General features: G+C 62.3%; 19 protein-coding genes. 12 read left to right on the top strand and 7 right to left on the bottom strand.

Annotated elements, in window-relative coordinates; genetic code table 11:
* Positions 1-41 precede the first annotated feature (41 nt).
* Complete coding sequence (locus CYR52_RS01810) at positions 42-248, top strand: YbfA family protein (protein ID WP_072926276.1); 207 nt, start codon at positions 42-44, stop codon at positions 246-248.
* Positions 249-284: 36 nt separating this feature from the next.
* Here the strand turns inward: CYR52_RS01810 and kdpE are convergent, their stop codons facing one another.
* From kdpE to kdpF, 6 genes are read right to left on the bottom strand one after another with little or no spacing between them, the layout of a single operon-like run.
* Entirely contained in the window at positions 285-971 is a 687-nt protein-coding gene (gene kdpE, locus CYR52_RS01805; RefSeq protein ID WP_394853977.1) for a two-component system response regulator KdpE, read from the bottom strand.
* 2 nt (positions 972-973) lie between these two features.
* Positions 974-3,661, bottom strand: coding sequence for a two-component system sensor histidine kinase KdpD (gene kdpD, locus CYR52_RS01800; protein ID WP_072926272.1), 2,688 nt, complete (start codon positions 3,659-3,661; stop codon positions 974-976).
* Complete coding sequence (gene kdpC, locus CYR52_RS01795) at positions 3,658-4,239, bottom strand: potassium-transporting ATPase subunit KdpC (RefSeq protein WP_072926887.1); 582 nt, start codon at positions 4,237-4,239, stop codon at positions 3,658-3,660. The genes kdpD and kdpC overlap by 4 nt, the downstream gene beginning before the upstream one ends.
* 15 nt (positions 4,240-4,254) lie before the next feature.
* Positions 4,255-6,318: a potassium-transporting ATPase subunit KdpB gene (gene kdpB, locus CYR52_RS01790; RefSeq protein ID WP_072926271.1), complete on the bottom strand. Its 2,064-nt coding sequence runs from the start codon at positions 6,316-6,318 to the stop codon at positions 4,255-4,257.
* Between the two features lie 21 nt (positions 6,319-6,339).
* Positions 6,340-8,046 carry a potassium-transporting ATPase subunit KdpA gene (gene kdpA, locus CYR52_RS01785; protein WP_072926269.1) on the bottom strand — a complete coding sequence of 569 codons (1,707 nt, stop codon included), beginning with the start codon at positions 8,044-8,046 and terminating at the stop codon, positions 6,340-6,342.
* Entirely contained in the window at positions 8,046-8,135 is a 90-nt protein-coding gene (gene kdpF, locus CYR52_RS01780; RefSeq protein WP_079205155.1) for a K(+)-transporting ATPase subunit F, read from the bottom strand. Before kdpF ends, kdpA begins: the two co-directional genes overlap by 1 nt.
* Positions 8,136-8,573: 438 nt before the next feature.
* Between kdpF and CYR52_RS01775 the strand changes: the two genes are divergently transcribed.
* The 11 genes from CYR52_RS01775 (at position 8,574) to CYR52_RS01725 (ending at position 19,975) form a co-directional block, all read left to right on the top strand.
* Positions 8,574-9,167, top strand: a complete 594-nt coding sequence (locus CYR52_RS01775; protein ID WP_420912760.1) for a fimbrial protein — start codon at positions 8,574-8,576, stop codon at positions 9,165-9,167.
* A gap of 68 nt (positions 9,168-9,235) precedes the next feature.
* Positions 9,236-9,970, top strand: coding sequence for a fimbrial chaperone (locus tag CYR52_RS01770; RefSeq protein ID WP_101827853.1), 735 nt, complete (start codon positions 9,236-9,238; stop codon positions 9,968-9,970).
* A 90-nt stretch (positions 9,971-10,060) separates the two neighbouring features.
* Positions 10,061-12,607: an outer membrane usher protein gene (locus CYR52_RS01765; RefSeq protein ID WP_072926263.1), complete on the top strand. Its 2,547-nt coding sequence runs from the start codon at positions 10,061-10,063 to the stop codon at positions 12,605-12,607.
* A 90-nt stretch (positions 12,608-12,697) separates the two neighbouring features.
* Positions 12,698-13,276 carry a fimbrial protein gene (locus CYR52_RS01760; protein ID WP_101827852.1) on the top strand — a complete coding sequence of 193 codons (579 nt, stop codon included), beginning with the start codon at positions 12,698-12,700 and terminating at the stop codon, positions 13,274-13,276.
* 16 nt (positions 13,277-13,292) lie between these two features.
* A complete protein-coding gene (locus tag CYR52_RS01755) occupies positions 13,293-13,853 on the top strand; it encodes a fimbrial protein (RefSeq protein WP_101827851.1) in 561 nt (186 codons plus the stop codon).
* Between the two features lie 30 nt (positions 13,854-13,883).
* Positions 13,884-14,468, top strand: coding sequence for a fimbrial-like protein (locus CYR52_RS01750; protein ID WP_072926885.1), 585 nt, complete (start codon positions 13,884-13,886; stop codon positions 14,466-14,468).
* A gap of 177 nt (positions 14,469-14,645) precedes the next feature.
* Entirely contained in the window at positions 14,646-15,545 is a 900-nt protein-coding gene (locus CYR52_RS01745; protein ID WP_165699061.1) for a fimbrial protein, read from the top strand.
* 169 nt (positions 15,546-15,714) lie between these two features.
* Positions 15,715-16,668 (top strand): YbgA family protein, encoded by a 954-nt coding sequence (locus tag CYR52_RS01740; protein WP_072926250.1) that lies wholly within the window; start codon positions 15,715-15,717, stop codon positions 16,666-16,668.
* 75 nt (positions 16,669-16,743) lie between these two features.
* Positions 16,744-18,198, top strand: coding sequence for a deoxyribodipyrimidine photo-lyase (gene phrB, locus CYR52_RS01735; RefSeq protein WP_101827849.1), 1,455 nt, complete (start codon positions 16,744-16,746; stop codon positions 18,196-18,198).
* 17 nt (positions 18,199-18,215) lie between these two features.
* Positions 18,216-19,202 (top strand): MBL fold metallo-hydrolase, encoded by a 987-nt coding sequence (locus CYR52_RS01730; protein WP_101827848.1) that lies wholly within the window; start codon positions 18,216-18,218, stop codon positions 19,200-19,202.
* A gap of 29 nt (positions 19,203-19,231) precedes the next feature.
* Complete coding sequence (locus tag CYR52_RS01725) at positions 19,232-19,975, top strand: type 2 GTP cyclohydrolase I (protein ID WP_101827847.1); 744 nt, start codon at positions 19,232-19,234, stop codon at positions 19,973-19,975.
* 6 nt (positions 19,976-19,981) lie between these two features.
* Here CYR52_RS01725 and CYR52_RS01720 read toward each other — a convergent pair whose 3' ends face one another.
* Positions 19,982-21,421 carry an MFS transporter gene (locus CYR52_RS01720; RefSeq protein ID WP_101827846.1) on the bottom strand — a complete coding sequence of 480 codons (1,440 nt, stop codon included), beginning with the start codon at positions 21,419-21,421 and terminating at the stop codon, positions 19,982-19,984.
* Positions 21,422-21,466: the final 45 nt, after the last annotated feature.

Here is a 21,466-nt window from a genome sequence, read left to right as displayed (position 1 = left end):
GACTGTTTACCTGCGTAACTTTACTGCTGAGGAAGATAGCCATGTCCATCTATACCGCGTTTCCCCGCTACCAAATTTTCTTGCGCCGCCTGGCCGTGCTGGTGGTCGGCGTTCTGGCCCTGCCGGTGATGCTGTTGCGCCGCGATCGCGCCCGTTTTTACAGTTACCTGCACCGCGTCTGGCAAAAAACCAGCAATAAACCGGTCTGGCTTGCCCAGTCGGAACTGGCGGTTCAGGACTTCTATTGATGGCCGCACGCGTGGGCGGTTGCCCGCCACGCGGGGTTAACTGATAAAACGGTAGCCGACGCCGGTTTCGGTCAGCAGATGTTGCGGCCGGGTGGGGTCGGCTTCCAGTTTCTGGCGCAAATGGCCCATATAGATGCGCAGATAGTGGTTGTGTTCCACCGCGTTCGGCCCCCACACCCGGCTCAGCAACTGGCGCTGGGTCAGCACTTTTCCCCGGTTCGCCAGGAGTTCTGCCAGCAGCCGGAACTCAATCGGCGTCAGGTGCACCGGCTCGCCTTGCCGCGTCACCTGCCGGTTCAGCAAATCCACCGTCACGTCTGAAAACGTCACCAGCGGGCTTTCGCCGCCGTTGTTGTTGCCGTGGCGGCGCAGCGAGGCGCGCACCCGTGCCAGCAACTCCCCGACGCCAAACGGCTTGCTGAGGTAATCATCCGCCCCGGCATCCAGCGCGGCGATCTTATCTTCCTCCTCACTGCGGGCTGACAGCACGATCACCGGGATCGCACTCCAGTGGCGCAGATCCCGGATAAAATCCAGCCCGTCGCCGTCCGGCAAGCCAAGATCCAGAATGATCAGATCCGGCTTGCGGGTCGCGGCTTCGATCAGCCCCCGTTGCAACGTGGCGGCGTCATGCACGCGCCAGCCTTCTGCCTCCAGCGCGGTACGCACAAAGCGGCGGATCTCTTTCTCATCTTCTACTATCAGAATCTGCACCGGGTTCAGGGTCAGTTCTCCTCGTCGGCATCCATTTCAAGGTGCGGCGGTGGGGCGAGCGGCAGCCGGAAACAGAACGCCGCACCGCCTTCAGGCCGGTTTGCGGCCTGAATATCACCGCCATGAAGCGACATAATGGCACGGCAAATCGCCAACCCCAAGCCGACGCCAGGAATTGCTGACTCTTTATGCCCGCGGGCGAACTTATCGAAGATCAGCTGTTCACTGCCGGGCGGAATGCCGGGGCCGTCATCCCATACCGTGACCGCCAGCATCTCCGGCTGCACATCCGCACTGATGCCGAGCGTGGCACCCGGCCCGGCGTACTTGTGGGCGTTTTCCAGCAGATTGACCAGCACCCGCTCAATCAGCCCGGCATCGCACTCCACCAGCACCAGCGCCGGCGGCAGGTTCAGCACCAGCCGGTGGCTGTCGAGGAACGGCTCCAGCGAGCGCAGCGCGCTGCCCACCAGCTCCTCCAAAGATTGCCACTCTTTGCGCAACTGGAAACCGCCCGACTGGATGCGCGCCATATCCAGAAGATTATTCACCAGCCGGGTGGTGCTCAACACCTGCTGGCGGATCTGGCTGGCCTGCGGCGCATGCGGGGAGTGCGCCGCCGCCAGGTCCAGCGTCAGAATCTCCGCCTGCCCGAACAGCACCGTCAACGGCGTGCGCAGATCGTGGGAGAGGGCGGCCAGCAGCGAATTGCGCAACTGCTCGCGCTCCGCGTCCACCCGCGCCCGCTCGGTTTCAGCCGCCAGATGCAGCCGCTCCAGCGCATTGGCCAGCAGCACGGTGAAGGTCTGCAACAGCCGTTGCTGTTCCGGCACCAGCAACTGGCGCGGGCTGGTAGGCTCCACTGCCAGCAGGCCAAATGTCCGGCGGGCCGTCGCCAGCGGCAGCAACTGATAAGGCACGCCGGGCAGGGTGTCGGTGCCGGCACCCGCCGGGGCGTGGGTGTCAAAACTCCAGCGGGCGATGGCCGGGTCGATCGGGCCGGGCGCGGCCCCCTCTTCACTGAAAGGCTGCAACACGCCCTGATCGTCCGGCAGGAACACGCTGACCCGCGCCGGGAAGCCGCTGGCCACCACGCGGCAGCCGGTGCGCGCCACCTCTTCCGGGGTCAGCGCCTGGCTGAGCGCGGTGGAAATCTCATACAAATGCCGGGTACGCTGTTCGCGGTAACGCGCCACCCGCGCCTGGTAGCGCACCCCGGCGGTGAGGTTGCCGATCACCAGCCCGACAATCAGCATCACTGCAAAAGTCACCAGATACTGCACATCCGTCACCGCCAGCGAGCCGCGCGGCTGCACGAAAAACAGATCAAAACAGACCACATTCAGCAGCGCCGCCAGCGCGGACGGCCAGCGGCCAAAGAACAGCGCCACCACCACCACACCGAGCAGGTAGAGCATCACCAGATTGGAGGGATCGAAACCGGGCAGCAGCCAGTGCGCCGCCAGCGTGATCAGCGCGCACAGCGCCACTGCCAGCCCGCAGCCCTGCCACTGCCGCCGCCAGCGCCCGGCCAGCGGGCGCGGGTCCGGGGCGGTGGGCGGGAAGGGCGCGTCGGCCAGCGGCACCAGCAGCAGATCGGCATCCGGGGCCAGCCGCGCCAGCCGTTCGCCAAAACTGCGCCGCCAGCGGCGGGGCGTCGGCGGCCGCCCGGCGACAATTTTGCCCAGGCTGTGCTGGCGTGCATAGCGCAGCAGCGCCTGTTCCGGCTGGGGATCGGCCAGGGTCGCCGTCTCCGCGCCCAGGGCCTGCGCCAGTTTCAGCGCCTGTAGAATGGCCCGCCGCCGCGCCTCCGGCAGCCGGTGCAGGCGCGGCGTTTCGGCATAGACCGCGTGCCAGTCACAGCCGAGGCGCGCCGCCAGCCTGGCGGCCACCCGCACCAGCTTCTCCTGGCCGCCGCCGGGGCCGATGCACACCAGCAGCGCATCCCGCGCATGGCGCAGGGCCTCGCTCTCCGGCCCTTGCCGCAGCTCGCGCATCTGGCCGTCCACCCGGTCTGCGGTACGGCGCAGCGCCAGTTCACGCAGCGCAATCAGGTTACCTTTACGGAAAAAGTGCTCAATCGCCCGCTCGGCCTGGCCGGGCAGGTAGACTTTGCCCTCCTTCAGCCGCCGCCGCAGGTCATCCGGCGGCAGATCCACCAGCACCACTTCGGTGGCCTGATCGAACACCTGATCGGGCACCGTTTCCCGCACGCGGATGCCGGTCACCCCGCCGACCACGTCGTTCAGGCTCTCCAGATGCTGCACGTTCACCGTGGTCAGCACATCGATCCCGGCGTTCAGTAGCTCGTCAACGTCCTGCCAGCGTTTCGGGTGGCGGGAGCCGTCGACGTTGCTGTGCGCCAGCTCATCCATCAGGATCAGCGCCGGGCGGCGTGCCAGTGCGGCATCCAGGTCAAATTCCGGCAGCGGGCGGCCCCGGTGGGTAATGCGCCGCAGCGGCAGCACCGGGATGCCCGCCAGCAGCGCTTCGGTTTCCCGGCGGCCGTGGGTTTCCACGACGCCTATCAGCACATCCAGCCCGGCGGCGTGCAGCCGCTGCGCCTCCTGCAACATGGCGTAGGTTTTCCCCACCCCGGCGCAGGCACCAAAGAAAATTTTCAGCTGGCCGCGCGGGCGGGCATTGGCCAGCGCCAGCAGGGCATCCGGGTCGGGGCGCGCAGGCACCTCATTCACTATGACTTATCCTTGTTGAGCGCATCCAGGGCGCGGTTCAGTTGCAGCACATTCACCCCCGGCGCGCCGATAAACGCCGGGAACGGGGTCTCAGTATGCGCGGCGATCAGGGTTTCCAGCGTCTCCGCCGGGACCCCGCGCGCGCGGGCAATACGCGGGATCTGCCAGCGCGCCGCCGCTGGGGAGATCTGCGGGTCCAGCCCGCTGCCGGAAGCCGTCACCAGCTCCACCGGCACGCGGGCCGGGCTTTCCGGGTTGGCGGCGCGTAATGCGGTGATGCGTGCCGCCACCGCCTGATCCAGCGCCGGGTTACTGCCCGCCAGGTTACTGCCCGCCGACGCCAGCGTAGCATAAGGTGTCGGGGAGGTGGCGGAAGGGCGGCCCCAGAAATAGTCACCGCGGGTAAAATTCTGGCCAATCAGCGAAGACCCCACTGCCTGTTGGTCACGGTAGAGCAACGAGCCGTTGGCCTGCGCATTGAACAGCAACGCGGACAGCGCATTGGTCAGCAGCGGGTAAGCGATGCCGGTCAGCACACTGAGCAGCAGTAATACCACAATCATCGGGCGTAACATCATCATCATCACTCTCCTTATTTACGCCATGCCCAGCAGGGTCAGCAGCAGGTCAATCAGTTTGATGCCGGCAAACGGCACCAGCAGCCCGCCCAGCCCGTAGATCCACAGGTTGCGCCGCAGCAGCGCCGCCGCGCCCATCGCACTGTAGTGCACGCCCTTCAACGCCAGCGGGATTAAAAATACAATCACCAGCGCGTTGAAAATCACTGCCGACATAATGGCGGACGCAGGTGAGTGCAGGTGCATCACGTTCAGCGCGTTGAGCTGCGGGTAAGTGGCGGCAAACGCGGCCGGGATGATGGCGAAATATTTCGCCACATCGTTGGCGATGCTGAAGGTGGTCAGCGAGCCGCGCGTCATCAGCATCTGTTTGCCGATGTGCACCACTTCGATCAGTTTGGTGGGGTTGGAGTCGAGGTCCACCATGTTGCCTGCCTCTTTCGCCGCCTGGGTGCCGGAGTTCATCGCCACCGCCACATCAGCCTGCGCCAGCGCCGGGGCGTCGTTGGTGCCGTCGCCGGTCATCGCCACCAGCCGGCCTTCAGCCTGATACTGGCGGATCAGCGCCAGCTTGGCTTCCGGCGTGGCCTCGGAGAGAAAATCATCCACCCCGGCTTCGGCGGCAATCGCCGCGGCGGTCAGCGGGTTATCACCGGTGATCATCACGGTTTTGATGCCCATTTTGCGCAACTGGGCGAAACGCTCGCGGATGCCGCCTTTTACGATGTCTTTCAGCGCCACCACGCCGAGCACCTGGTTGCCGTCCGCCACCACCAGCGGGGTACCGCCCTGGCGCGCCACGCTCTCCACCAGCGTGTTGACCGCTGTCGGGAAGCTGCCGCCGTTGGCCTCGACATGGCGGCGGATGGCGTCCACTGCGCCTTTGCGCACCGAGCGTTCGCCGATATTCACGCCGCTCATCCGCGTCTGGGCGGAGAAGGGCACAAAGCTGGCGTTCAGGGTGGCGAGTGAGCGCTCGCGCAGGTTAAAGCGCTGTTTCGCCAGCACCACGATGCTGCGCCCTTCCGGCGTCTCATCCGCCAGCGAGGCGAGTTGCGCCGCGTCCGCCAGATCCTGCTCGCTCACGCCCGGTGCCGGCAGGAAATCCGAGGCCTGGCGGTTGCCGAGGGTGATGGTGCCGGTTTTGTCGAGCAGCAGCACATCCACATCCCCGGCGGCTTCCACCGCGCGGCCGCTGGTGGCGATCACATTCGCGCCCAGCATCCGGCTCATCCCGGCCACGCCAATCGCGGACAGCAGCCCGCCGATGGTGGTCGGGATCAGGCAGACCAGCAGCGCCACCAGCACCGTGACGGTGATAGGCGTCCCGGCTTGCCCGGCCATCACGCTGAACACGGAGAACGGGTAGAGGGTGGCTGTCGCCAGCAGGAACACAATCGTCAGCGCAATCAGCAAAATGGTCAGGGCGATCTCGTTGGGCGTTTTGCGCCGTTTCGCCCCTTCCACCATCGCGATCATCCGGTCAAGGAAGGTATCGCCGGGGTTGGCGCTACAGGTGATCACCAGCCAGTCTGAGAGCAGCCGTGTGCCGCCGGTCACGGAGGCGAAATCCCCGCCTGACTCACGGATCACCGGGGCAGACTCACCGGTGATGGCGCTCTCATCCACCGAGGCACCGCCCTCCAGCACTTCGCCGTCACACGGGATGGTATCGCCGGCTTCCACCAGCACCCAGTCGCCTTTGCGCAGGCTTTCGGCGGTGACTCTCTCCTGGGCGGCATCCGGTTGCGGGGCCGCCAGTTTTTTCGCCCAGTTACTCTTTTTCACCCCTTTCAGGCTGGCGGCCTGGGCCTTGCTGCGCCCTTCAGCCAGCGCTTCCGCCAGGTTGGCGAACAGCACGGTAAACCAGAGCCACAGGGCGATGCCGCCGGTAAAGGCGCTGTCACCGCGCTGGTTCACCAGCCCTTCGAGCCAGATAAGCGTGGTCAGCACACTGCCGAGCCACACCACGAACATCACCGGGTTGCGCCACTGGGTGCGCGGGTCGAGTTTCTTCAGGGCGTCCGGCAGGGCAGCGCGCAGCAGCGCCGGGTCACGCAGCGCAGAATGTTTACGGGTCATTGCGTCAGTTCTCCGCCGTTCTCAGTGAGCCGCCGCGTGCAGCGGGGCCGTTATCATAAGCAGGTGTTCCGCCACCGGGCCAAGCGCCAGGGCAGGGATAAAGGTCAGGGCGCCGACCAGCAGCACAGTGCCGACCAGCAGGCCGATAAACAGCGGCCCGGCGGTGGGCAGCGTACCCGGCCCGGCAGGCTGGCGTTTTTTCGCCACCAGTGACCCGGCAATCGCCATCACCGGCAGGATCACGCCGAAGCGGCCAAGGAACATCGCCACCGCCAGCAACAGGTTATAGAACGGCGTGTTGACGCTCAGCCCGGCAAAGGCGCTGCCGTTGTTATTGGCAGCCGACGACAGGGCGTAGAGCACTTCACTGAAGCCGTGCGCGCCGGGGTTCAGGATGCCCGCCCGGCCGCTTTCGGTAACCAGCGCCAGCGCGGTGCCGAGCAGCACCAGCGCCGGGGTGACCAGAATCGCCAGCGCGGTCATTTTCATCTCGCGCACGTCGATCTTCTTGCCGAGGTACTCCGGCGTACGGCCAATCATCAGCCCGGCGATAAACACCGTCAGCAGCACAAACAGCAGCATGCCGTAGAGGCCGGAGCCGACGCCGCCGAACACCACCTCGCCAATCTGCATCAGCCACATCGGCACCAGCCCGCCCAGCGCGGTAAAGGAGTCATGCATCGCATTGACCGCCCCACACGAGGCGGCGGTGGTCACCACCGCAAACAGTGACGAGGCGAGAATGCCGAAGCGCGTCTCTTTGCCCTCCATATTGGCGGTGCTGTCCGCGCCCAGCGCGGTAAAGTGCGGGTTACCGGCCAGTTCGGCATACATCACCACGATCACGCAGACCACGAAAATCAGCGACATCGCCCACACCAGCGCGTTGCCCTGGCGGCGGTCGCCCACTGCTTCGCCAAAGGCGAAACAGAGCGCGCACGGGATCAGGAAAATCGCCAGCATCTGCACCAGGTTGCTCAGCGCGGTCGGGTTCTCAAACGGGTGGGCAGAGTTGGCCCCAAAAAAGCCGCCGCCGTTGGTGCCGAGCATTTTGATCGCTTCCTGCGAGGCCACCGGCCCCATCGGCAGCAGTTGCGCACCGCCCTCCAGCGTCGCGACATGCTGGTAAGGCGCGAGGTTCTGCAATACCCCCTGGCTCACCAAGAACAGCGCCATCAGCAATGAGAGCGGCAGCAGCACGTAAAGGGTGATGCGCGTGAGGTCAACCCACGCATTGCCGAGCGTGGCGGCAGCGGGGCGGGCAAAGGCCCGGATCAGCGCGAACGCCACGGCGATGCCGGTGGCAGCGGACAGGAAGTTCTGCACCCCCAGCCCGGCCATCTGGCTGAAGTAGCTCAGCGTGCTTTCGCCGCTGTACGCCTGCCAGTTGGTATTGGTGACAAAGCTGACGGCGGTGTTCAGCGCCAGATCCCACGGCAGCCCCGGCAACTGTTGCGGGTTCAGCGGCAGCGCCCCCTGCCCGAGCAGCAGCGCCAGCAGCAGCACCAGCCCCAGCAGGTTAAAGCCGAGCAGCGCCAGCAGGTACTGTACCCAGTTCATCTCCTCCGGCCGGATACCGGCCAGCCGCCACACGCCGTTTTCCAGGTGTTGCCACCCCGGCCGCGGCGTACCTTCAATCAGCCGTGCCAGCCCGCTGCCGAGCGGACGCGCCAGCAACAACAGCACCAGCATAAAACCGGCAATCAATCCTGCGCCCTGAGCGGTCATCAAAATGCCTCCGCCCGGAGCAGGGCATAGATCAGGTAGGCCAGCAGCAACAGCACCAGTACTGCACCCGCGATTACGCCGAAACTCATGTTTCTCTCCTGTAAAAAAAGGGAATTTTTTCCAATGTGGGACGAAGGGCAGCGTAAAGCGCGCGGGGCAAAGAAGCTGAAAAAAGCGGAGGGCGGGGTGTAAAAAAAAAGTAAAAATACTTGCTGTCCGGTGAGGGGGTAAGGCAAGGGGGTAATAGGTTTGTTGAGTAATGAATAAATAAAAAGGAATGGATTCAATCTTTGCTGATTATATTTTTCATAATTAGCAGGGGAAATTAACTATTAAATAATAGTTAATTGATTATTTATTAATGGCCGATTGTTCATGTGCCCTTTAAAAGGATAATGAGGCCGGAATTGGGAAATTTTCCTAAGATTTTTTCCCAAATCTTAAGGTTTTTTCCTGAAGTTTAAGGTTCTTTCCTCCGAACCTTAAGTATTTCCCCCGAATTCGCTTATCCCATTTTTTAAACGGACATGAAAATGAAAAAACATATGCTTGCAGTCTCTGCACTGGCACTGGCTCTCGGCGCTTCCTCTGCCTACGCGGATAATGCCGTAGGGCTTATCACCTTTGACGGCGCTGTCACGGATACCACCTGCAAAATCACCACCAATAACGGCGTTGAAGCGAATAATGTCACCATCAGCCTGCCGGTGGTGCAAAAGGCAGACGTGAAAGGTGCCTCGCTGGACACGCGCGGCGTGGGTGCCAAAGAGTTTGAATTGAAACTCACCGAATGCCCGGCGGGTGCCTATGAAAAAGCCAGTGTCACCTTCACCTCTCAGCAATTCGCCGAGCTGTCTAACGGCACGCTGAAACCAGACCCAACGGTAGCAGGCGCGGCGCAGAACGTCAGCCTGGCGTTGTTTAACAACACGTCTGCCGATCAAACCCAGATCAAAATTGGTGACATGAACGCCACCCAGGTTGCGGATATTTCCTCAGGCGAGGGCTCGCTGGCCTTTATGGTCTCTTACGTGCCGAGCGCAGACTACAACGAAACCACGAACGACATCGTCGCCGGGAAGGTGAGCAGCAACACCACCTTCACCATGAGTTATGAATAAACCATAACCGGTTGGCCCCGCCGCCTGCCGGGCGGCGGGGATGTTCATTATTCATTTACAGGACACTTATGTTTTCTTCTACTCCCACCCCGGCCGCCACCGCCGCACTGTTTGCGGCTGCCCTGACGGCAAGCTACAGCGCGCAGGCCGATATCGTCTTATCCAGCACCCGGGTTGTGTATGCCCAACCGGCAAAAAATGTCACGGTCAACCTGACCAATAAGGGCGTCAACCCGCTGCTGGCGCAGGTCTGGCTGGATGACGGCCGCGAAGACGCCAACCCGCAGGCGCTGAAACTGCCGTTTGTCGTTACCCCGCCGGTGTCGCGCCTTGATCCGGGCAAAGGGCAGACGGTGCGCATCACCTACCTGGGCCAGCCGGTCGCGCAGGACAGGGAAACACTCTACTGGTTCAACGTGCTGGAAGTGCCGCCGAAACCCAGCGCGGACGAGAAACAGAGCCTGCTGCAACTCGCCTTCCGTACCCGCATTAAGCTCTTTTTCCGCCCTGAAGGGCTGAAAGGGTCTGCGGCCGCGGCGGCTGAAAGCCTCAAGTGGTCGCTGGAAAACAGCGGCGGCAAGGCAAAAGCGACCATCCGCAATGACTCCCCTTACTACGTGGTGTTGCACAGCGGTGAATTTGTGCAGAACGGCAAGACATACCCGCTTGAGCTGTCGCAGATTGCGCCGTTCTCCAGCCTCAGCGCCACGGTAAAAGGGTCGCCTGCTCCCGGAAAAGGTGTCGTGAAATTCAACACCATCAATGACTTCGGTGGGTTAAATCAGTACGAAAGCCAACTGTAACGCCCTGTCTAACAGGGGATCTTTCAGGCAAGGACGGGTGTCACTGTGTCAGCAAAACAATTCTCTCGCCTCTTATCTGCCGGTGTCTGGGTGGCTTGCCTGATAGGTGCCAGGCACAGTTATGCCGCAGCCGACATTGAATTCAATGAGCAGTTTCTTTTCAGCACCGGTTCACCGATCGAACTGGGGCGTTTCGCGCGCGGAAACCCCGTGTTGCCCGGTACCTATCCGGTGACGATTCAGCTGAACGGCGTGCCTAAAGTCAACGGCGACGTGACCTTCCTTGAGAACGGCACGCCGGTGGCGACACCCTGCCTGACCCTGCGCCAACTGATGCAACTGGGCATCAAAACGGAAGAATTATTGCCGGCACTGGAGGCGGAAAAAAGCGCCGAACCGCTGGAGCAGCGCTGCCTGGACCTGAACCGCTACTACAGCACGGCACAGCTGAATTACGACCCCTCCGCTCAGGTGCTGGACGTCAGCCTGCCGCAGGTTTACGTGCTGCAACAACCGGCAGGCTATGTTGACCCGGCCCTGTGGGATTACGGCATCCCGGCCGCGATGCTCTCCTATGACCTGAATGGTTACCAGAGCGTCAATGACCATGACCGCAGTGAATCTGCCTATGCCGGGTTGCGTTTCGGCGGCAACCTCGGCGCGTGGCGTTTCCGGGCCAGGGGCAATCTGGACTGGGACAGTGACAGCGGCACCGACTACGACAGCCACGACATCTACCTGCAACGGGACATCCCCAGCCTGAAGGCGCAATTTCTGGTGGGTGATTCCTACACCCGCGGCGACACCTTCGACTCAGTGAACCTGCGCGGCATCCGCCTTTACAACGATGACCGTATGCAGCCGCGCGGCCTCTCCAGCTTTACCCCGGTGGTGCGCGGCGTGGCCCGGACCAACGCCAAAGTCACCGTCATGCAGGACGGCAACAAGGTGTATGAAACCACGGTGCCGCCCGGTGCCTTTGAACTGACTGACCTCTCCACCGTGAGTTACGGGCAGGATCTGGACGTGACGGTTGAAGAGGCGGACGGCAGCAAAAACAGCTTCTCAATCCCTTATGCCTCCGTGACCCAGATGCTGCGGCCGGGGGCCTCCCGCTGGGATGTCGGCCTCGGCCAGTACAATGAGGGCGACCTGACCACGCGCCCGTGGGTCATGGCTGCCAACGGCTACTACGGCTTCAACAACACCTTTACCGGCTATGCCGGGGTGGAGTATCTGGACATCGGCTACGTCTCCGGCCTGCTGGGGGTGGCGATGAACACCCGTTTCGGGGCGATCGCCTTTGACGTGACCCACTCCTACCTGAATGACCCGGAAGTGGCCGACGAGATGTTACAGGGGCAGAGCTACCGCCTGTCGTACAACAAAACCCTCAGCAGCACCGACACCTCGTTTAACTTTGCCGCCTACCGCTTCTCCACTGAGCACTACATGACCCTCGCTGACGCCGCCTCGCTGCATGGCGGCAGTGATGATGAGGGGGACTACAACCAGTACCAGCGGATGAAAAACCAGGTCCAGCTCAACATCAGCCAGCCGGTACGCATCAATGACAGCGATTACGGCTCGCTCTACCTCACCGGCAGTTGGGAGGATTACTGGGGCGCGAAAGATGAACCGACCTCGCAGTTCTCTGCCGGTTACAGCAACAGCTTCCGCTGGGGCAGCTACAGCCTCTCTGTGCAGCGCACCTACGATGAGCTGGGCGTCAAAGATGACAGCATCTACCTCAACCTGACGCTGCCGCTGGAAAACTTTACCCAGAGCCGCAAGGCACCGGGCGGATTCTCCAACCTGAATATGGGCATGAACGTCGACAGTGACGGCAACAGCAATACCAGCGTGTCGGCTAACGGCAGCAGTGAGGATGACCGCGTCAACTACAGCATCAGCACCAGTTACAACCGCACTGATGAGCAGTCCCTGGCGGATCTCAGCGGGTACGGCACTTACAACAGTGCCTATGGCCCGGTCAGCGCCTCGGTGTCCGTGTCGGATGAGGCGGACCGCCAGTACTCCCTGAGCTACAGCGGCGGCCTGCTGCTGCACGGTGACGGCATCACGCTGGCCCCGAACAGCATCAGTGACAGCGAAACCCTGGCGCTGGTGTATGCCAAAGGTGCAGAAGGGGCGGGCGTGGCCTCAATGGGGCGCATCAATAGCGACGGTTACGCGGTGAACACCGGCCTGACGGCCTACCGCGAAAACACGGTGGCACTGGACATCGGCACCCTGACGCAGGATGTGGAGATCAAAAACACCAGCACCCTGGCCATCCCGGCGGGTGGAGCGGTGGTGAAAGTCAACTTTGAAACCGATGACGAACGCTCGGTGCTGCTGTCCCTGACACGCAGCGACCAGGGCTTTATCCCTCTGGCGGCAGACGTGCTGCTTGACGGCCGCTCGGTGGGCGTGGTCGGGCAGGCGGGGCAAGCCTTTGTGCGCGGCATCCCGGACAGCGGCGTATTGCAGGTGGCCTGGGGCAGCGGGGCAGACCAGCGCTGCCGGGTGGACTACCGCATCACACCGGAAGCGCCGGTGCTGGCGGGCAGCCTCTCCCTTGGCGAGCAGCCCTGTGTGATGGAGGCGGGCCGCGTCGCAGACGCGAAACAGTGATGGAGACAGGAGGTCCCCCCTGACAGCGACGTCACCCTCTGGCTATTAGAACGTAGTGAAATGAAAAACCAGCAAAAAGGAAGGATGAGAATGAAGAAACTAAGCATGGCGTGCCGGGCAGTGCCCCTGGCGCTGCTGTTTACCGGTGGCCTGGCACAGGCTCAGGATGTGCCGATAGTGTTCAAAGCCAACATTGTAGAGACCACCTGTACCATGAAAGTGACCGGCGGCACCGGTGATGGGCAGAACAATACCCTGAAAATCGGTGTTGGCGGCAAAGTAGGGCTGGATAAACTGATCGCGGGCGATCAAGCGACGACGACGGCGGCCTTCTCGCTGGATATTGTGGAATGCCCCGGCAGCCTGCAAAAACTGAAAACCTCGGTGAACGGGTCGGTCAGTGAGATCCCGACCGGCATTAAAAACAACATCGCGCAGGGGGATGGCGGCGCGCAATTTATCGGCGTGAGCATCGCCCGCACCAGCGCCCCGGACAAACCGTTCAAAATTAACTCCACCACGGATGCGGAGCGCCTGGTCTGGACGGAGACGGAAATTAAGCAGGACAAAAAGGTGAACCTCACCGCCCGCCTGACGGAAACGCAGGCCAATATGGCGACGACCGGCCAATTCAGCGCGCTGGCGACCTTTGCGTTTACTTATGAATAATGTCACGGGAGAGACTATGAAAAACATCAGCATGACCGTCAGCGCAGGGATCTTCTGCCTGGGTATCGCCGCGCCCGCCCTGGCAGGCACCGACAGCGTCACAATGACCTTTGAATCCGTGATTGAGGCCGGCACCTGCGCCGCGCAAATCCAGAACGGCGCAGGCACCGTCATCAACGAGCTTAACTTCGGCAATGTCTATAAATCTGATCTGATGAACAAAAGCCGGGTGGAGCCGTTCAAGCTGGTCTTCAGCAATTGCAGCGGTGTGGTGAAAGCGAACTATAGCGCGACGAAAAGTGCGGGTTCCGGCTGCTCCGGCCCGAGCGCCGATGGCCCGTCGTTCACCGGTACCGGTACAGCGACGGCGGTTGCGGTTGAGCTGTGGAAAGGCGAAGCGGACAACGGCACCGCGTTGGTGTGCAGCAACCCGCCGCCGCAAAACGTGAGCATCACCAGCGGCGGTGCCTCAGTGGACATGAACGCCCGTATGGTGATCGCCTATCAGCGCTCAATTAACAATGTGACCGCAGGGGATACCACCATCCCTCTCACCTTTGCCGTGACGTATGAATAATTCACGCTAACCAGCATAGTGAGCCATGACGTGAAACGACCTCTCTTTTCTGTATGCCGGCTGGTGCTGTTGGTCACCCTTAACGTTTCCGGCGCCTTTGCCGGCGACGGGAACAGCACGGATCTGACCATTACCGCCCAGATACGCGATAACACCTGCACGATAAGCCTGGACAATGAGGGTTACATGCGGCTGCCGGTCATCCATCGTGCGGCACTGGTGGACGGCGACGGCAACCCGCGGGTCAGCCCCACTGACAATACCGGCGGGGAAGCGTTTCATATCACGGTGACCGACTGCATGGAAAATGCCGGGGGCGCCGCCGCCGCCGGCCTGCACTTTGCTTTCAGCCCCTATGCGCTGCCGGTGCAAAACCAGGTGTTTCTGAATGAAATCCCACCTGCTGACGGCGGCGCACAGGGGGTGGGCATCGTGATCTTCTCCCGCGAGCACGGCACCAATGTGTTGAACGCTGACGGCAGTTCGGACGTGGTGTTCCCGGCTGACGGCAACCTGCTCAAGGATTACCCGTTCACGGTGCGTTATCAGGGCACAGGGCCGGCCACCAGTGGCCTGGTCACCAGCCGGGTGCGGGTGGATGTGACCTATGACTAAAAGGAAAAAGAGATGAAGCGGTTTACCTACCGGGCCTGTGTGATGGCACTGTTGCCGCTGCTGCCAGCGGCGGCGTGGGCGGGGCGGGAGTGCAATTTCAAATCATCGGGCACTTTTGTTTTGCTTACCGGAACAATCACACCGTTGCCAATAACCGGCACTGTCACGGAGCCGAAATTGCTAAGAAAAAATATGCTGGCGTATGACGGCGACGGCATTGTATCCGGATGTAGCACTGGGCCTGACGGGCAGAATTTACACGCCCGCTCTAATCTTCAGGACGTCAAAGGGTTACCCGGCGTCGATGGCGTGCAATTTAAAACCAATATTCCCGGCATTGTTTACAACGTGCATATGATGCCCAACACCACCTCAGAAGTGGATGGTTACTTGCCGCCCCAAAGCGAATGGAAAACCGTGGTATATATGCCGGGCGAAATGGATAGCGAGAACGGCAAGCTGGATGGAGAGAAGTGGCGTGTCTACATCGACATCTATCAGGATGCCGATTACCGGGGCAATAATGGGATAAGCCGGGTGCAGCCCCTATACACCACCAAGCTGGGCGATTATCGCCTGGGGGAAACTAATGGACAACCTGTCATCACACTCAATATCGAAAAAGGCAGTTTCGCCATCCCTATCTCCGCGCCCACCTGTACCAGCGCGGTGGCTGATGTCAGCAACAGCACGGTGGATTTTGGTGACGTCAATATCAACGACCTCGGGGGCGGGCGCGTACCGGTAAAACCGTTCAGCATCACCCTGAGTGGCTGCTCACTGGTGAACAGCGTGACCGCCAAACTTACCACGCTGTTTGCCAGTGAGGATGGCAACATGATGGCTAACGCGTGGATGGGGCAGCCTGGCTATGCGGAGGGCCTCGGGGTGCAAATCCGTGATGTTAACAACAACATGCTGCGCCCGAATGACCTCAACTCCTCGTCTGTCATCAATGGCTTGGAGATGGCCGGCACGGTAAAACTCAATTATACGGCAGAGTTGCGGGCAGACGGTAAAGCACGCAAAGCCGGGCCTTTCCAGGCTACCGGTGTATTCACGCTCTCCTATCAATAACGGCCGCCGCCCCAGCGGCGGCTGACCGGCAAACCCCTTCGCCTGATAATTTTTTGCGCGCTAACCTGTACAAATTTCTCTATTTGTATAAATTACTTCTCCCTGGGTACGCGGTTTGGGTGCCCGTCTTCTACACTTAATTCATCATCAACAACATCCGGGAGTTGCCGTGAGTGAAAAAATTCCCATTGGAATCAGCGCCTGCCTGTTAGGCGAGAATGTCCGTTTTGATGGTGGGCATAAGCGGTTCGGGTTTGCCGTCGAACAATTAGCCCCTTACGTGCGTTTTGAGCCAATCTGCCCGGAAATGGCCATCGGCCTGCCGACGCCGCGCCCGGCGCTGCGGCTGGTCAAAACGGATGAACGCATCGCGATGCGTTACAGCAATGACGCCTCGGTGGACGTTACTGACGCCATGCAGCGCTGGTCGGCGGAGCGCGTCAGCTCACTCGGCCACCTGTGCGGGTATATCGTCTGCGCCAAATCGCCCAGTTGCGGCATGGAGCGGGTGCGTGTGTACAGCGCCAACGGCAAAGACGCGCGTAAAAGCGGCGTCGGCCTCTATACCGCCGAACTGATGAAACGTTACCCGTGGTTGCCGGTCGAGGAAGATGGCCGCCTGCATGACCCGATGCTGCGGGAGAACTTCGTCGAGCGGGTGTTTACGCTGTATGAACTCAATGCGCTGTGGAAGCAGGGGCTGACGCGCGGCGGGCTGATGGCGTTCCACAGCCGCTATAAACTCTCGCTGCTGGCGCACTCCCAGCCGGAGTACCGCGAGCTGGGGCGCTTTGTCGCCGCGATGGATCAGTGGGAGTCGCTGGATGCGTTCGCCATTGAGTACCGCAGCCGCCTGATGGCGCTGATGTCCCACAAAGCGACGCGCCGCAACCACACCAACGTGCTGATGCATGTGCAGGGCTACTTCCGCAAACAGCTCAACCCGTCGCAACGCCAGGAGCTGACCCAGCTGATCGACCGTTACCGGCAGGGCGTGCAGCCGCTGCTGGCACCGATCACGCTGCTCAAGCACTACATGGCGGAATTCCCCGACGACTACCTGCAACAGCAGCGCTACTTCGAGCCTTACCCCGAAGCACTTTGCCTGCGCTACGGCCACTAAGCGTGCCCTGAGCAACAGCCACTGTCTGGGGCGGCCACCGTGCCGCCCCTGTTTTCATGATTCACAGGATTTTTTATGGCCACCCATCTGGTCTGGTTCAGGAACGATCTGCGTACCATTGATAACCGGGCGCTGCACGCCGCCTGCGAAGATCCGTCAGCACGTGTGCTGGCGCTGTTTATCGCCACCCCCGGCCAGTGGGCCGCACACAACATGGCCCCGCGTCAGGCCACCTTTATTTACCAGACCCTCCACCATCTGCAGGCTGCGCTGGCGGCCAAAGGCATCGAACTCTGTTACCACCAGTGTGAGGATTTCGCCGCCGCCAACGCCTGGCTGGTGGCATTCTGCCGTGAGCAGCGCATCGACCAGCTGTTCTATAACCGCCAGTATGAACTGAATGAGCAGCAGCGTGATGCGGCACTGGAGCAGGCGCTGGCCGGGCAGGTGCACTGCCGGGCGTTTGATGACAGCCTGTTACTGCCGCCGGGCAGCGTGACCACCGGCAGCGGTGAGATGTACAAGGTTTACACGCCGTTCCGTAATGCCTTTCTGCGCCGCCTGACGGCCTCCGACACCCGTTCACTGCCTGCGCCGCGCCCGCGCGATCAGGGCCACGTCACCCGGCACCGGCTGGCACCGTTTGACTACCCGCAACAGGCGGTGGATGAGGCGCACTTCCCGGCGGGCGAAGAGGCGGCGCTGGCGCGGTTGCGCGCCTTCTGCCGTGAACAGGTGCCGGACTACGTGCGCCAACGCGATCTGCCCGCCCTTAGCGGCACCAGCCAGCTCTCCCCGTATCTGGCGATCGGCGCGCTCTCGCCGCGCCAGTGTTTCAACCGCTTGCAGGCAGAGTGCCCTGGGCTGCTGGAGCGGCGCGACAGCGGCGCCTTTGGCTGGCTGAATGAGCTGGTCTGGCGCGATTTTTACCGCCATCTGCTGGTGGCCTGGCCGATGCTCTGCAAGCACCAGCCGTTTATCCGCTGGACGCGCTTTGTGCCGTGGCGTGCGCCGGATGAGGCGTTCGAGGCGTGGAAACAGGGGCGCACCGGTTACCCGATTGTGGACGCGGCGATGCGGCAGATGAACCAGACCGGCTGGATGCACAACCGGCTGCGGATGATCACCGCCAGCTACCTGGTGAAAGATCTGCGCATTGACTGGCGCGAAGGCGAACGCTATTTCATGACGCAACTGATCGACGGCGACTACGCGGCGAATAACGGCGGCTGGCAGTGGGCGGCCTCCACCGGCACTGACGCCACACCCTATTTCCGCATCTTCAACCCGACCACCCAGGGCGAGCGTTACGACAAGCAGGGCGACTTTATCCGCCGCTGGCTGCCGGAGCTGGCCGCCGTGCCGGACAGTGCCATTCACCACCCGCATCGCTGGGCCGAACAGCAGCGGCGCGTGCTAGACTATCCGGCACCACAGGTTGACCACGCCACCGCACGGCGGGAGACGCTGGAGGCGTTTGAGGATGCCCGGCGCCACGCCCGCGCCCAGGAGGCTGACGACCCTTATTAATCAGCACGGAGCACGCAATGGGCAGAAGCATACGGGTAATGGCGGCGCTGCTGGCGCTCTGGTCAGCGGCGGCCGCCGCTGACTTTGACATCGTGGCGCTGGGGGTGCGCGGCGGGCTGGAAGAGGGCAACCTCAGCGCCTATCTGATCAAAAACGGCGAAAACAGCCGCTATCTGGCGCTGGATGCCGGCACGCTGCTGCCGGGCATCGCCCAGGCGCTGGCGAAAGGCAGCTTCCCGCAGGCCACGCCGGAGAAGGCCGCGCCGCTGACGCCGCAGGGCTACGTGCTGCGCGAGCTGATTGGCGCCTATTTCCTCAGCCACGGCCACCTTGACCACCTCGCCGGGCTGCTGCTGGCCGCGCCGGACGACAGCCGCAAACCGATCTACACCACCGCCGACACCGCCAACACCCTGCGCACCCACTACTTCAACTGGAAAAGCTGGCCCAATTTCAGTGACAGCGGCAACGGCACCCGGCTCGGCACGTACCGCATCAATACGCCGCCGCTGGGGCAGCGCGTCACGCTGGGTGACACCGGCCTCAGCGGCGTGATCACCCCGCTGAGCCATGACAGCAGCGCCTCATCGATGTTGCTGGTGAGCCGCGGTGACGAGGCGTTTGCCTATTTCGGCGATACCGGCAGCGATGCCAATGAGAAATCCAGACACCTGCAGGCCGCCTGGCAGGTGCTGGCACCGCTGGTGCAGGCGCATCAGCTGAAGGGCATCCTGATTGAAAGTTCCTACGCCAACGACCAGCCCGCCAACCGGCTGTTCGGCCACCTGACCCCGGCCCTGCTGCTCGGCGAACTGGACAAACTCGCCGCCCTGAGCGGCGGCGATCACGCGCTGCGCGGCCTGCCGGTGCTGGTCACCCACATCAAACCCTCATTACAGGCGGGCAAAGATGTCCCGGCCGAGGTGAAACAACAGCTTGAGGCCGGTAACCGCCTCGGCGTTAACTTCATCTTTATGCAACAGGGCGAACACATTACCCTGTGAGCCTGACTCACCGATTAAGAGAACACACCATGCGCAATACCGAGCTTGAACGCCTGATTAACCAGAAACTTAACGTCAACGACTTCAAAGATTACGCGCCCAACGGGTTGCAGGTCGAGGGGCGCGACGAGGTGCGGCGTATCGTGACCGGCGTCACCGCCAGCCAGGCACTGCTGGATGCCGCCGTGGCGCATCAGGCGGATGCGATTGTGGTGCACCACGGCTATTTCTGGAAAAACGAGCCGGTGGCGGTGCGCGGCATGAAGCGTAACCGGCTGAAAACCCTGCTGACCCATGACATCAACCTCTATGGCTACCACCTGCCGCTGGACGCCCACCCGGAGCTGGGCAACAACGCGCAACTGGCGCAGGTGTTCGGCATTGAGGTGCAGGGCGAGGTGATGCCGCTGGTGCCGTTCGGCGAGCTGGCGACCCCGCTCACCGGCGAGGCGCTGCGCCAACGGATTGAGCAGCAACTCTGCCGCAGCGTGCTGCACAGCGACATCGGCGCGCCGGAAACCATCAAACGCGTGGCCTGGTGCAGCGGCGGCGGGCAGGGCTTTATCCAGCAGGCGGCCGAGTTCGGCGTTGATGCCTTTATCAGTGGGGAAGTGTCGGAGCAGACCATCCACATCGCCCGCGAAATGGGGCTGCACTTCTTTGCCGCCGGGCACCACGCCACCGAACGCGGCGGCGTGCGCGCCCTCGGTGAGTGGCTGGCCGCTGAGCACGGGCTGGACGTCACCTTTATTGATATTGATAACCCGGCGTAACCCGGTTCAGCCGGTTTTTTTCCGCGCCGTGTCCTCTTCCGCCGCCCCGCCTGGGGGGGCGTCATCCTCCAGCAAAATAAACGCCCGTTGCAGGCCGGTATCGCTCTCCGGGTCCGCGCCCTGCGGCGGAAACGCGTTCTCCTCCTCACCGGCCGTTAACGGGTCATCATTCACGGAGGCCGGGGCCGGCATCGTTTCCTGAATCAGCTGCTCATCAAATGCCGGGTTCAGCGCCGGTGAGAGGGGTGAACTGGTCAGGCTGTCCGGCATGGCGGTGTGCGGCACCGGGGCATCCTGCGCCTGCGCCGGTTCCCCGGCGGCTTTCGGGGTGCGCGTCAGGGCGGCGATCCCGGCGGCGCATACCGCAAAGAAGGCGTAAAGGCTATTCGCCCCCAGCGGCTGCATCAGCGCGCCCACCAGCAGCGGCCCCACACAGGCCCCCACGCCAAACGCCATCAGCAAACAGGCAGACAGCGACACCCGCCGCGCCGGCGCGATCAGGTCATTGGCCAGCGCCACCACCAGCGGATACAGCGAAAACTGCATCAGGCTCACCGCAAAACCGATGGCCAGCAGCAGCGGGAACGGCAGGTGCGGCAACACCGCCAGCGGCAGCGCCGCCACCGCCAGCAGCAGGGCGCACAGGCGCATCAGCCGGGTGCGGTTGTAGCGGTCAGAGAGCCAGCTCAGCGGGAATTGCGCCACCAGCCCGGCAAAAATCGCCAGCGCCATAAACAGCCCGGTCTGGCGGGTCGACAGATCCAGCTGGCTGGTATAGACCGGTGCCATGCCGTAAAACGCGCCGACCACCATGCCAATCACCAGGGTAATCGCCAGGATTTTTGGGATCGCGCCGATGAAAAATTTCAGCTCCATCGGAGCCGGTGACATGTGCCCGGCGTGGGTGCGGGTGGTCAATGCAATCGGCACCAGACACAGCGCAAAACAGAGCGCGATAATCAGCAGCGTGCTTATCCCCAGCCCATCCTGCAACATCAGCACCACCTGGCCGAGGGCCATGCCGAGGTAAGAGGCCGCCATATAAAACCCGAATACCGTGCCGCGCTGCTCAGCGGCCGCCTGATCGTTAAGCCAGCTCTCCAGCACCATGTACTGGCACATCATGCACAGGCCAATAACCAGCCGCAGCGCCACCCACAGCGGGATGATGTCCGTCAGGCCGTGGCCGAGCACCGCGGCGGTGATGATGCCGGAACAGGAGACATAGGCGCGGATGTGGCCGACACGGGCGATCAGCATATGGCCGACCTTCCCGCCGATCACCAGCCCAATGTAGTGGGCTGCGATGATGGCACCAATCAATGCGCCGCTGACCTGCACGGCCGTGAGCCGCAGGGAGACGTAAGTGGTCAGCAGGCCGGAGCCGAGCAGCATCAGCAGGGTGGTGGTGTAGAGGGGAAAAAAGACACTCAGGGTTTTTTTCACGCTATCTCCCTTATCCATGTAAAAAAAGCCGGCCGGTGGGCTGGC

This window comes from Chimaeribacter arupi (assembly GCF_002858805.1).
Classification (GTDB): domain Bacteria; phylum Pseudomonadota; class Gammaproteobacteria; order Enterobacterales; family Enterobacteriaceae; genus Chimaeribacter; species Chimaeribacter arupi.
This window is presented reverse-complemented; position numbering and strand designations above follow the sequence as displayed.